The sequence below is a fragment of the Acinetobacter sp. UBA5934 genome (genome assembly GCF_002430855.1).
Taxonomy (GTDB): domain Bacteria; phylum Pseudomonadota; class Gammaproteobacteria; order Pseudomonadales; family Moraxellaceae; genus Acinetobacter.
Genome location: NZ_DJDC01000153.1, coordinates 5,855 through 18,747 on the forward strand (window position 1 = coordinate 5,855; position 12,893 = coordinate 18,747).

Consider the following 12,893-nt stretch of genomic DNA (forward strand, 5'->3'; position numbering starts at 1 on the left):
CGGCTGGCACATCAAATTTTTTATAAAAGGCTTTTTCAAACGGAAATAAACACAGCACCAAATCAATACTGGCTCTAATGCCATGTACCCGCCCCTGTCGCCATGCCCAAACTGAAGGACTGACATACTGTACAGTTTTAATCGGTAAATTTTTCTGTTTTAAGCTTTTAGATAAGCGCAAATTAAAGTCTGGTGCATCAATCCCGACAAAGACATCCACTGGCTCTTTAGTCCATATATCGACCAGTCCATCACGGACTGCAAACAGTTTTTTAATATCTTTTAAGACTTCAACAATGCCCATCACCGATAAAATATCCATCGGATAATAGCTTTTAAAGCCTTCTGCAATCATTTGCGGACCACCGATGCCTTCAAATTCGGCATCAATTCCTTGCTCACGAAAACTACGGATGAGTTTAGCGCCAAGCGTATCTCCAGACACTTCCCCGACCACGATACCGATTTTAAGCTTCCGATTTTGCAAGTGTTTATCCTCAAATTTTTTAAAGTTTAACATAGCTGATCTTTCAGATTAATCATGATAGCGGTGCAAAGCGATTTTTTCTCCTCAGAAATGAGGCTTTATCGTCCTGCTGATCAACGCCATTTTCTATTTCTTTTTTTAGAATAAGCAAATCAATAATCAAGACAACGACTTATATGAAAAAGTCATAACATATGCACGTTTTTTGATATTTGGCATATAAACATGTTTGGTCCATTGGAATTTATTTTAGCGGGTGTGTTGGTCGGTTTCTGCGTTGGCATTACAGGTGTGGGTGGCGGCTCCTTAATGACCCCGATCCTGATCAGCCTGTTTAGAATCGAACCTCACATCGCCATCGGGACCGACTTGCTGTATGCGGCAATTTCAAAATTCTGCGGATCTTTAGTTCATGCAAAAAAAATGAATATTGTCTGGCCGATTGTCATCTGGCTGGCTGTAGGCAGTATCCCCGCATCATTTGCAACCCATTGGGTATTAGAAAACTATCTCAGTCAATCAAGCAGTTACAAAGCTGTTTTGACCATGGTTTTAGGTTTCATGTTGACCTTAACCGGTATTTCTATTGTATTCCGTGGTCACATTGAACGCTTCTTTAACAAGTTCCGTAAAGATGAAGCTCTGGATATGACGCAGGATTTAGAAAAGGTCAATTTTCGTGCGAAAGACAAACGTGCTTATATAATTATTATGGGTATTGTACTGGGTATATTTGTAACCCTTTCATCAGTCGGTGCAGGTGCCTTCGGTATTATGGCACTGGTGCTGATGTTCCCGAATTTACCAATGATTCGTATTATTGGCTCCGATGTCGTGCATGCCGTGCTTTTGACTTTAGTCGCGGGTCTTGGACACATGAGTTCCGGTAATGTAGATTTGCATTTGCTCGGATGGTTACTGGTCGGTTCAATTCCAGCCATTATCATTGGAACTTTAATCAGTTCCCGTCTGCCAGAAAAAATTATCCGTAAGATTCTGGGCATTACCTTATTTGCATTAGGCATGAATTTTATGCTGCATCCAGTCAAGGCAAAAGCTGTAGAAAAACCGGCTACAGCGCAAGTGATCATTATTGAAAAAGCAATGAAAGTTTAATTTAACTATACGATTCATCACTTTTTTTTGACCTATATATTGATCTTTTTTATAACATTGTGAACATACATTCGTGTTATATTCAGATTAAGAATAAACTTTTGTATGATCGAACCAGTGACGGCAATGAATACACTACAGTCAAAACCTATTACACAATCTGACATCGACGACGTGAATGTACAAAGCATTCAGCCTCTTGTAACTCCTGCTGAATTAAAAAAAGAGTTACCTCTGACTGATCAAGCCTATCAAACCGTGCTTAAAGGACGCGAAGTTATTCGCAATATTCTGGATGGTAAAGATAAGCGTCTATTTGTGGTGATTGGTCCTTGTTCAATTCACGACACTGTTGCTGCGCACGAATATGCTGATCGTCTCAAAGTTTTAAGTGAAAAAGTTAAAGATACACTTTATATCGTCATGCGGGTTTATTTTGAAAAACCGCGTACCACTGTAGGCTGGAAAGGTCTAATTAATGACCCGGACATGAACGACTCTTTTAATATTGAAAAAGGTCTGCGTATCGGTCGCCAGCTTTTAGTGGAACTGAACGAGAAAGGATTACCTTGTGCCACTGAAGCCCTTGATCCGAACTCACCGCAGTACTATCAAGATTTAATTTCATGGTCCGCAATTGGCGCACGTACCACTGAAAGCCAGACACACCGTGAAATGTCTTCAGGTTTATCTTCACCTGTAGGTTTCAAAAATGGTACCGATGGTGGCTTAACCGTAGCAACCAATGCCATGCAGTCGGTGAAACACGGTCACAGCTTCCTCGGTCTGAATGATCAAGGTCAGGTTTCGGTGATTCGTACCAGTGGCAACCAGTACGCACATGTAGTACTACGTGGCGGTAATGGCAAGCCTAACTATGATGCAGGTTCTGTTGCAGACGCTGAAAATGCTTTGGCCAAAGCGAAAGTCAGCAACAAAATCATGATTGATGCCAGTCATGCCAACTCTAACAAAGACCCGTACCTGCAACCGCTGGTATTGAAAAACATCACTGAACAGATTCAGGATGGCAACAAGTCGATTGTCGGTATTATGGTTGAAAGTCATCTGAAAGGTGGTCGTCAGGATATTCCTGATAACCTGGATGATCTAGAATATGGCAAGTCAGTGACTGACGGCTGTATCGACTGGGAAACCACTGAAAAAGCCCTGCTCGATATGCACGAAGCATTGAAAGACGTTTTACCAAATCGCTAAGTGATTTAAAACGCCATCTGAACAGATGGCGTTTCTACATTAACCTGAGGAAATTTTATCTTATGAATGAAATTGAAAATGCACTCAGTCACATTGAAAATTTCCAGTTTATTCACGAACATCTATTCACCTCTGCCCAGCCTAATGCAGAACAGCTCAAGCTGATTAAAGAATACGGTGTCACCTCTATTGTGAATCTGGCATTATCTGATGCAGAGCAGCATTTAGAGCATGAAGATAAGATTTGTTTAGATTTAGGTTTAAATTATATTCAGTTTCCCATTTCACCAGAAACGCCTTCTGATGATCAATGCTTACTGATATTAGATCTGCTCAATCATTTAGTCCAAGATCAAATGGTCTGGGTTCACTGTGCGACCAATTATCATGTCAGCAGTTTGATGTATTTATACCGCCAGTACTACATGGATATGGACATGTCTACGGCGCAAGAGCTGATGCATAGCATTTGGGAACCGAATGAAACCTGGACCGGTCTCATCCATGCAGTAGCCCTACAACTGCAAGGTCGTAAAGCTACCCAGGAATTACAGCAGTCGTTAATGCATCCAGATCATTTTGGCTGATGTGAAATTAACACGGTGGCAGTGGATAAAATTCCTTCCTGACGCCCGGTAAATCCTAATTTTTCGGTCGTCGTTGCTTTAACACTAATTTGGGTCACATCTACGTTCAATACAGCGGCAATACTTTGACGCATTTCCAGATTATGTTTTGCCAGTTTTGGACGTTCACAGGCAACAGTAATATCTGCATTGTTCAGTGTGTATCCACGGTCTAAAATCAGCTGATACACATGTTTAAGCAAGACCCGGCTATCAGCACCTTTAAATTTTGCATCGGTATCTGGAAAATGCTGCCCGATATCGCCTAAAGCCAAGGCTCCCAACAAGGCATCACATAAAGCATGCAATACGACATCGCCATCCGAATGCGCTTTTAAACCTTGCGTATGAGGAATTTTAATACCCGCCAAAGTGACAAAGTCACCTTCTTCAAAGGCATGTACATCCATTCCCTGACCAATTCGAATTTGTGCGACCACGTTAAGCATCCTTAAGAAATAAATGATTGAAATGTTGTATTCACGCTTTCTATTTCGCTATAGTTACAGCAGCGCAACATAGTGAAATTATAAGCGATCATGCTGGTGAATACCGAAATTAATCTCATTAAAACATTAGGCACATTATTCAGTATTGGCTGTTTGTGCTCAACTATGACTTTTGCTCAAGAAATAGATTGCTCTAGCCCCAAAACCTCTTCCTTAAAAACGATTTGTGCTGACAATTTTGCCGAATCGAGAGAGAAGCTCAGCAATCACTATATCACCGCTTTTCTGGTCAGTGATGCACCGGTTCATTTATTGGAAGATACCCATACTTTATGGTTTAAACGTTTACAGCAATGTAAAAGTCTGGAATGTTATAAGCAACAATTTGAACTGCGCATTGAAGATCTGAATTTTTATACCTCACTCAACCAAAGTCTTACCAATCATTATTTAAAATTTGAAAATGGAAAAATTGCCAGTCAACCGGTACATTTACAGGTTCATCAACTGACTAAAGATAAAATTAAAATTGAAGGCGTGGCCTACCGCAACCCGAACAATAAATTAGAAACCCAAACGATTCCTTTTTTGGCCTATACCAACTCTGACCAAAAAAGTGAGATCACCGATAACGAACACGATTGCAAATATCATTTTGATTTTAATAAGGCGATTTTATCGGTTACAACTGAGCAAAAGGGTTGTGAACGGTTTGCAGGTATCTATCGCATGTATGATTAAACATTTTCTTGCGTTATTAAAAACAGAGGCATCATGCCAGTGCTGTCCCATAATTTGAATTTTATTTCAGTACTAAATCAACATGATGACTTTATTTTTAAGCGTTTGATATTTATTTATATTTAATTTTCCACAGCCTTTTCTTTTCTTTAAAAAACTTAAATGACTTTGTATAGGCTGAACCCTACTTTTGACAGACCAAAAGTAGGCAAAAGTCTTTATTCCCCATACACGACATCCTGTCGTGATGGGGAATGTGTGGCATCCCTGCCACACTCGCGAATCTAGTATCAGGACTTCAACGATGGAACTGGACATCCTGCCTCTGTTTTTATTTAAAGGCTTAAATTATTTCAATTGATCAACCAAACGGCTTTCATAATCATTTAAGGCTTCATTCATGGTGACTATCCAGCGTGAGCCTGTTGCCATTGCCGTTGGTTTAGAAATTTTTGTATAAGTGCGAATAGGCGGTTTAGCACTGTTATTGGCATCATAAATTTCAGTTTCAATTTCGGTATTAAGTGTTACATAAGAAAAACCTGGCTGCATCCATGACCAGAACTTGTCTACTTTAACGGTTAACACCAAATCTGGCTTTTGAGCCTGTGCCGCTGGCACAACTGTATAACCCGAATGCAATAAAGCAGATTCAATCCGTTTTTCGAAAACGGAAACTACAGTTTCATCTCTTAAGAAAATATCACCCATGGCCTTACCATAACCATTACGCTTACGTGCAATCGCTTTAGCTTTATCTGCTGCTGTCGCTTTCTTTAATCCACCTTTAAGCGAAGGAATATTGGCCTGTTTCGGCTTGTCTTCAAAGACACGTTTATCTTCAACTATTTTAATTACCGCAGTTTTAGAATTACTTTGCTGTGCACTCATCTGTTTCACTGGTGATTCTAAAGATACCAGTCCACGGGTAGACACACATCCCGTCATCCCCACAATTAAAACCGAGCTTAATACAATTTTTGAAAAGATATTCATAAGTATCCATTATTTTAAAGCCATAAAAATCAAATTATTATATCATCTTCAAATAATGAATCTTTATATATTAAAAAGCATGAAACCAATATTCCATGCTTTTTTATTCATTCAAACCGGATGTTGTAAAGCAACTTCTTGACTAATCATCACCGCTGTAGCCGCAGACAAAGTCCAACCTAAATGGCCATGCCCTGTATTATAAAAAACCCGTTCACATTTCCCGCGGCGTACAATCGGCATCATATTCGGCATCATCGGACGTAAACCTGCCCAAGGGATGACATTTTCAGTGGTAATATTAAAGTTCTTGTTCACCCAATCGGTCAGCGGTTGAATACGGTCTGCACGGATATCACGGTTATAACCATTAAACTCGGCCGTTCCCGCAACTCGTAAACGGTCTGCACCTAGACGGGAAGAAACAATTTTTGCACTTTCATCCAGCAGGCTCACCCACGGCGCATTTTTCACGCTGTCTTCATCATTTAAATTTAGAGTAATTGAATATCCCTTCACAGGATAAACATTGACGCGATCACCCAATAAATTTGCCAAGTGATAACTTTCAACACCGCCACACACCACCACGGCATCGGCTTCCAGCGATTCCATCACAGCTGCATCTGAATGCATGTTTTCATTACTGGCATGGTAAAGCACAGTGACGCCTTTTTTATGGTGTTTTACATCCATCACTTCCGTGCCAAACAGGTATTTCACCCCATATTTTTCCGAGGCTTCTGCAAGTCCTTTGGTAAATTTATGAATATCACCCGTTGCATCTCCCGGACAATAAAAACCCCCGTAATAATCTCCCTTTAAACTGGGTTCTATGCTTTTAATTTCCTCTGGTGTTACCGCAATTCTTTCCAAACCACCATTAATCAGTAAAGTATTTACCCGAGTCGCGACTTCATAATCCAGTTTGCTATGGTAAAAATGGAGAATGCCGCGTTTTTCCAGATCAAACTGAATATTTTCCTGTTCAGCAATAGCGAATAAACGTTCACGTGCCAATAAAGCCATTCTTACCGTATCGCGGGTATTGGTTTCATAATGTTTAATATTGCCGACAAATTCCATCAACCAGCCATATTTATGCAAGTCAAATGAAGGATTGAGTAATAATGGGGCATTTTTATTGGACATCCACTTAATACCTTTCAGTACTGTGGCTTTTTGGTTCCAGACTTCTGCATTGCAGGCGGAAAGCTGTCCGCCATTGGCAAATGAAGTTTCCATGGCAGGATATAAATGTTTATCAATAACGGTGACTTTATAGCCCAGATTTGCCAGCTCATAAGCGGAGGTAACCCCGGTAATGCCTGCCCCGATCACAACGATATGACACATACGACTCTCCTTGGAAATGTAAAGACATTTCTCTGAGCCCCATCTGTCATGGTTACCTGAGAGCTTCGATCACATCGTTATAATAAATAACGCTGACCATCCCCTTCGGTGAGCATATTGACTGAATATGCTTCTCTCCAGATTTTTGAAATTATTACAGTCCTTTTGCCTGAGAGTTTCCGGGGTCGTTGCTCCTTCGGCGTGTTCACAGAAGAACATCTCTCCTGCAATAATTACTTATCTTAATATGAGCAATTTTTATACCATGCGCGAGCACTAAATTCATATATTTGTTAAGCACTGTTATTAAAATACAAATAAATATATTTTTCAAAAACTTAATAAATTTATCAATTAACTTAAGTAATTAAGCTTAGGCTATTTTATGGATAGTCTGCACTGTTTAAACGCTTTACATACTTCACTTAAGAGATAGACTTGGACATATGCTGTAAGCGCAAATCAATCAATGGCTGCCCCACATTGGAATGAATGGGATAAGACTCGATACATGCTGTTTTTGAATAGCCACAGCGTTCATAATATTGAATCAGCTCTGTTCTGGCATCCAGCACCCACATTTCATAATGACTTAACGTTGGGCAGCGTTCTAAAGCCATTTTCTCAGCATATTTTAAAACATGTTTTCCAATGCCCTGATTTTGCCAATCCGAAGCTACACAAAAAGTACCAATTTCTACGCTATTCTGCTGAAAGCTTAAACCGATACAGGCCACTAAAGCAGTTTCTAAATCCTCAACCATTTCAGCAACAAATAGAGAAAAATTCTGCTGGTTCAGACTTTCCAATAACTGCTGATGATTGATTCGATCTCCCGCGACAATTTTCTGTTCACTGGTCCAGCTTGAATCTGTATGGGTGCGATATGCTTGATTGATCAAAGCCACTAGGCTTTCAACATCACTGGCATTTGCCAGTCTATATTTTAATGGCTGCATTATTTTTCTAAAAAAATGAATTAAAAGAAAATTATCACAAAGTATCATCAAACAAAATTTTATCCATAAAAAAAACCAGACTTTAAGTCTGGTTTTTTGATCATTAGAGCTCGTAACCTTAACGAGTTACTTCGTTTTAAATCGGTGCAAATGGGGCAACCACATCGGCATTTTGTGCACGATGACGCATGAAGTGATCCATCAAAACAATTGCTAGCATCGCTTCAGCAATTGGGGTTGCACGTACACCCACGCAAGGATCATGACGGCCTTTGGTCAGGACATCAGTATCTTCACGGTTAATGGTAATAGTTTTGCCCGGAGTTGTAATGGAATTAGTTGGTTTCAGCGCAATCGAAACACGAATATCCTGACCGCTAGAAATACCACCTAAGATACCGCCAGCATGGTTCGCCAGGAAGCCATCTGTTGTGAGTTCATCACGGGTTTCATGACCGAACTGCTCAGCCACACCAAAACCATCACCAATTTCCACGCCTTTCACGGCATTAATTGACATCATGTCATGGGCAACATCAGCATCTAAACGATCAAATACTGGTTCACCCCAACCGACTGGTACTTTAGAAGCAATAATTTCTAAACGTGCACCACAGCTTGTGCCTTGCTCACGTAATGAAGTTACCAATGCTTCAAACCGCGGCACCGCATCAACATCACCACAGAAGAACGGGTTATTTGGCACTTCATTCCAGTCCAGTTTTTCTGCTTTTTCAGTACCGATTTGGGTCACATGACCACGGATTTCAATACCGAATTTTTCAAACAGGAATTTCTTGGCAATCGCGCCCGCTGCAACACGCATCGCAGTTTCACGCGCACTCGAACGGCCACCACCGCGATAGTCACGAAAACCATACTTCTGAGTATAGGTATAGTCTGCATGACCCGGACGGAAAGTTTGCGCAATATTGCCGTAATCTTTTGATTTCTGGTCGGTATTACGAATCAATAAACCAATCGATGTACCTGTTGTTTTACCTTCAAATACACCGGAAATAATTTCGACTTCATCCGGCTCTTTACGCTGGGTCGCGAATTTAGAGGTCCCCGGTTTGCGGCGGTCTAAATCTTTTTGTAAATCTGCTTCAGTCAGTTCGATCCCAGGCGGCACACCATCGACAATTGCCATCAGGCCAACGCCATGAGATTCACCACAAGTCGTTACACGGAACAGTTGTCCAATACTATTACCTGCCATGTTCAAAACTCCTTATGCTTGAACAGATTGTACAAATAAATCACGGTATTTACGGCATTGCTCTGCGGTTAAAGCAAAAATACCCGAACCACCTTTTTGGAAAGTTAACCAATGGAAATCTACAGTATTAAAGTTCTGTTTCATCGCCCATTCAGAATTACCCACTTCAATGACAATCAAGCCATCTTCAGTTAAGTAATCCGCGGCTTGCGCCAACATTTTACGAACTAAATCCAAACCGTCTTGACCTGCAGCAAGTGCAAGTTCTGGCTCATGTAAAAATTCAGCCGGTAAATCAGCCATATCTTCCGCATCCACATACGGAGGATTAGACACAATTAAATCATATTGATTTTCAGCAGGAATTTTTGCAAATAAATCGGATTCCATCAATGCAACCTGATATTGCATATTGTGATGTTCAGCATTAATCGACGCCACTTCTAAAGCTTCTTTAGAAATATCGGTTGCATCCACTTCCGATTCAGGGAAGGCATAAGCCAAGGCAATCGCGATACAGCCCGAACCGGTACACATATCTAAAATGCGACGTGGGGTTTGCGGATTATTATTTTCAGGAAGATTGTTCAAAGCTTCACGCATTTGTCCATTTTCATCAAGGCAGTATGGTGCAAAGCGTTGATTGATCAATTCAGCAATCGGCGAACGTGGAATCAGCACACGTTCATCCACGTAATAAGGTTTGTCGCAGAAATATGCCAGATTCAACAAATATGAAGTTGGTACTTTTTCATTGATACGACGTTCCAGCAAACTGATAAATTCAGCTTTTTCACTTGGCAGTAATTTCGCATCTAAAATTTCTGGATTTGCGTTCCAGTCCAGGGCCAGTGTTTGCAATACTAAAGCCGAACTTTCTGCAAAAAAGTCTTCTGTACCTTGACCCAAGTGTGCATCGTATTGACGTAGAGCTGAAACACCAAAACGGATAAAATCACGAATAGTTGTCAGGTTTTCAGCGGCTTCCTGTAAATGTTCAGGGCTAATTGTCAGTTGATCCACTTAAGGCATCTCCAAGGTCAAATTTTTTAAAGCGCCTTATGATACCTTGTTTTATTGGTTTTTATAACGTTTCAAGCAGATTAAAACAATAATCTATGCGCCATTTATTTAATTTGATAATAGTAAGCACGTTCCATTGTCATTTCTAAAACACATTTTTCCTGTTTGACTTTAAGCAAGCTCGAGGTCACTTTTAAATAGCATTGCTGATTAACCCGATTTTGCCAAATTTTGTGTTGCTGCTTAACGTAACTTTGATTATTACCACTGTTTTTTAAATAATTTTCATAATATTTTTTTAAAAGTTTTTCCTGACTTTTCAACTCTTTTTCTACACATTTTTTGACTGTTTCAGTTTGACCATAAGATGTGTTTAGACATCTTTTATATTCGTCAGAATATCCTTGGGCTAAAACTGAAGTTGAAGCTAAAGCAGCCATACTGAAAATCACTGGCATTAAAAATCGCATCATATTCCCCTGTCTTAAATGACTCAATTTTAAATAGTATTCATTTTATTTATTTAGGAATACTACAACAAAGCAGTGAAGATTCCTATATCACCGGAGTTTAAGTCAAAGCACAACAAACCTTGCAACATTTTGGCTATTGAATCTAGCTGGAATGACCTTATATAGTTTTCATTATTTTCTAAATACTTTTTGTTATGAGCTACAAGCACAATAACTTAATGGCAATGCGCCAAAACTACTGGAATGATATTGATTCTGTTCAGGTACAGAGCGAAAAGAAATTCTTTCAACAGACTTTAATTGAACATGCCATTCATAACAGTCCATCAGAAGATGACGCAAAATATCTGTTTTTTAGTTTACCCAGCATCATTATTGTTAAAGGTTATGCTCTCGGCTTTCAACATGACACCGTTCAAGCCATGATTTTTAAACATATTCGAGACAATAAAAATTTGTTAAAGCAAAAAGGTGAGTTTAAAGTTCAATTTCGCATGTAAATATGCGCTCATCTCTAAGCGTCGCTTTACCGCCCGCCCCCTGCTCATCTTGAGGCATATCATTGGGGTTGCAGGATTGAAGCTTAAGGATTAACTAGATATTTACTTTATTTAACTACGGTGACACTTTTTAATGGAAAATAAATTAAATATTAAACATATTTACTCTCCATTCAGCACGTTGAACTTTTTTAATACGTGAATAAACGGTAATATCCGCTACAATTAAATATTCTGCGACTTGCTGATTAAAGGATTTTGTTTAATGTCAGATCAGAACGATAAGCTTAAACAACTCAAAACTTCTTCCATGGATCGACGCTTATCTATCGCTAAAGCCTCCTTACTCGCAGGAACGCGTTGGGCTGCATCTAGTGCAACCACCATATTTTCAAGCGAAGCAGAAAAAGAAAAGAAACGTAAAAAAGCCATGAAAGAACAAGCTGATTATCTTGTTTCTGAAATTGGCAAATTAAAAGGTTCAATCGTAAAAATCGGGCAAATGATGGCACTGTATGGTGAACATTTTTTACCTGAAGAAATTACTCAAGCTTTAAATACCTTAAACAATCAAACTGTTGCGCTTGCATGGCCTGCCATCAAACACCAACTGGAACAGCAACTTGGACCTAAGTTGCATGATTTAACCATAGACCGTGAACCTTTGGGCACAGCTTCTTTAGCACAAGTACACCGTGCTACACGCAACTCGGATGGTTTAGAAATCGTATTAAAAATCCAGTATCCTGGCGTGGCTGATGCAATTGATTCAGACATGAGCCTATTTAAGAATATGCTCAAACTGACCCGTATGGTGCCGCAAACCCGTGAATTTGATCAATGGTTTGATGAAGTTCGTGAAATGATGCATCGTGAAGTCAATTATCAAATTGAAGCTGCAACCACACGCCGCTTTGCCGAACGTTTAAAAGATGATCCGCGTTATATCGTGCCGCAGATTGTAGATGAATATTGTACCGATCAAGTGCTGTGCATGACTTTTGAACGTGGTGTACCAATCAATAGTCCTGTGATGCTGTCTCTGCCTCAAGAACGTCGTAACCAGTTAGGCGAAGCATCTCTCGAGATTGCTGTGCGTGAGATTTTTGAATGGGGTGAAATGCAGACTGATCCAAACTTTGGCAATTACTTGGTTCGTTTGGGAGATGGTGCAGAAGGTCAAGACCAGATTGTATTACTAGATTTTGGGGCAATCCGCCAGTTTGATGAACATTTGCTGAAAGTCGCCCGTAATCTGATTAAAGCCGGTTATGACCACAATCTTGATGAGATGGTTCATGCCATGACGGGCTATGAATTCTTCGATTCAATTCCGCAAAGCATTAAGCCCGATATGGCTAAAGTGTTTTTATTGGCAACCGAAGCCTTTAGTAGCCTGATAAATAATCCAGACTTGCCTGAAGGTGTGATGGATGCAAATCAGCGCTATGACTGGAAAAAAAGCCAATTGCATAGCCGTGTCATGCAACGAGCGTCCAAATCAATGGCATCGCGTTATTTCAGTGTGCCGCCTAAAGAGTTTATGTTTATTAGCCGTAAATTTATTGGTGCCTACACCTTTATGACCGTCATTGATGCAAAAACCAATGTACGAAAAATGGTGACGCATTTTCTATAAGCAGTAAAGACTAGAATGATTTTTTTGTCATTCTAGTCAATTTTCACTTTTCAATCTAAGCTTTCAATCTCAAAAAATAAATACTATT

Annotated in this window: 14 protein-coding genes and 1 riboswitch; of the genes, 6 read left to right on the forward strand and 8 right to left on the reverse strand. The window is 39.9% G+C overall.

Annotated features, from left to right (window positions below; translation table 11 throughout):
• Positions 1-487: lipid-A-disaccharide synthase (locus B2Y23_RS10605; RefSeq protein WP_414632125.1), on the reverse strand; the 487-nt coding region annotated here is incomplete at its 3' end.
• A gap of 225 nt (positions 488-712) precedes the next feature.
• On the opposite strand from B2Y23_RS10605, the gene B2Y23_RS10610 reads away from it, so the two are divergent.
• From B2Y23_RS10610 to B2Y23_RS10620, 3 genes are all read left to right on the forward strand, one after another.
• Complete coding sequence (locus B2Y23_RS10610; RefSeq protein ID WP_291354448.1) at positions 713-1,603, forward strand: sulfite exporter TauE/SafE family protein; 891 nt, start codon at positions 713-715, stop codon at positions 1,601-1,603.
• Positions 1,604-1,729: 126 nt separating this feature from the next.
• Positions 1,730-2,821, forward strand: coding sequence for a 3-deoxy-7-phosphoheptulonate synthase (locus B2Y23_RS10615; RefSeq protein WP_291354544.1), 1,092 nt, complete (start codon positions 1,730-1,732; stop codon positions 2,819-2,821).
• Between the two features lie 62 nt (positions 2,822-2,883).
• On the forward strand, positions 2,884-3,408 hold the full coding sequence (locus B2Y23_RS10620; protein ID WP_291370734.1) for a protein tyrosine phosphatase family protein: 525 nt from the start codon (positions 2,884-2,886) through the stop codon (positions 3,406-3,408).
• Here B2Y23_RS10620 and ispF read toward each other — a convergent pair.
• Entirely contained in the window at positions 3,396-3,887 is a 492-nt protein-coding gene (gene ispF, locus B2Y23_RS10625; RefSeq protein ID WP_291370736.1) for a 2-C-methyl-D-erythritol 2,4-cyclodiphosphate synthase, read from the reverse strand. The two genes, B2Y23_RS10620 and ispF, sit on opposite strands and share 13 nt — an antisense overlap.
• 99 nt (positions 3,888-3,986) lie before the next feature.
• Between ispF and B2Y23_RS10630 the strand changes: the two genes are divergently transcribed.
• Positions 3,987-4,637 (forward strand): A1S_1983 family putative colistin resistance protein, encoded by a 651-nt coding sequence (locus B2Y23_RS10630; RefSeq protein WP_291370738.1) that lies wholly within the window; start codon positions 3,987-3,989, stop codon positions 4,635-4,637.
• 348 nt (positions 4,638-4,985) lie between these two features.
• On the opposite strand, the gene B2Y23_RS10635 is transcribed toward B2Y23_RS10630, so the two are convergent.
• The 6 genes from B2Y23_RS10635 to B2Y23_RS10660 form a co-directional block, all read right to left on the reverse strand.
• A complete protein-coding gene (locus B2Y23_RS10635; protein ID WP_291354444.1) occupies positions 4,986-5,633 on the reverse strand; it encodes a flagellar biosynthesis protein in 648 nt (215 codons plus the stop codon).
• Positions 5,634-5,744: 111 nt separating this feature from the next.
• Positions 5,745-6,989 carry a D-amino acid dehydrogenase gene (locus B2Y23_RS10640; protein WP_349679438.1) on the reverse strand — a complete coding sequence of 415 codons (1,245 nt, stop codon included), beginning with the start codon at positions 6,987-6,989 and terminating at the stop codon, positions 5,745-5,747.
• Between the two features lie 147 nt (positions 6,990-7,136).
• Positions 7,137-7,226, reverse strand: a riboswitch (glycine riboswitch).
• A gap of 188 nt (positions 7,227-7,414) precedes the next feature.
• Positions 7,415-7,948, reverse strand: coding sequence for a GNAT family N-acetyltransferase (locus tag B2Y23_RS10645; protein WP_291354443.1), 534 nt, complete (start codon positions 7,946-7,948; stop codon positions 7,415-7,417).
• Between the two features lie 136 nt (positions 7,949-8,084).
• Positions 8,085-9,170, reverse strand: coding sequence for a chorismate synthase (gene aroC, locus B2Y23_RS10650; RefSeq protein WP_291370740.1), 1,086 nt, complete (start codon positions 9,168-9,170; stop codon positions 8,085-8,087).
• A gap of 12 nt (positions 9,171-9,182) precedes the next feature.
• Positions 9,183-10,193: a 50S ribosomal protein L3 N(5)-glutamine methyltransferase gene (prmB, locus tag B2Y23_RS10655; RefSeq protein ID WP_291354441.1), complete on the reverse strand. Its 1,011-nt coding sequence runs from the start codon at positions 10,191-10,193 to the stop codon at positions 9,183-9,185.
• A 104-nt stretch (positions 10,194-10,297) separates the two neighbouring features.
• Entirely contained in the window at positions 10,298-10,633 is a 336-nt protein-coding gene (locus tag B2Y23_RS10660; protein ID WP_291354440.1) for a lysozyme inhibitor LprI family protein, read from the reverse strand.
• Positions 10,634-10,860: 227 nt separating this feature from the next.
• Here B2Y23_RS10660 and B2Y23_RS10665 point away from each other — a divergent pair, with 227 nt between their 5' ends.
• Together B2Y23_RS10665 and B2Y23_RS10670 are read left to right on the forward strand one after the other, a co-directional pair.
• Positions 10,861-11,166 (forward strand): hypothetical protein, encoded by a 306-nt coding sequence (locus B2Y23_RS10665; RefSeq protein WP_291354439.1) that lies wholly within the window; start codon positions 10,861-10,863, stop codon positions 11,164-11,166.
• A 265-nt stretch (positions 11,167-11,431) separates the two neighbouring features.
• Entirely contained in the window at positions 11,432-12,805 is a 1,374-nt protein-coding gene (locus B2Y23_RS10670) for an ABC1 kinase family protein (protein WP_291354438.1), read from the forward strand.
• Positions 12,806-12,893: the final 88 nt, after the last annotated feature.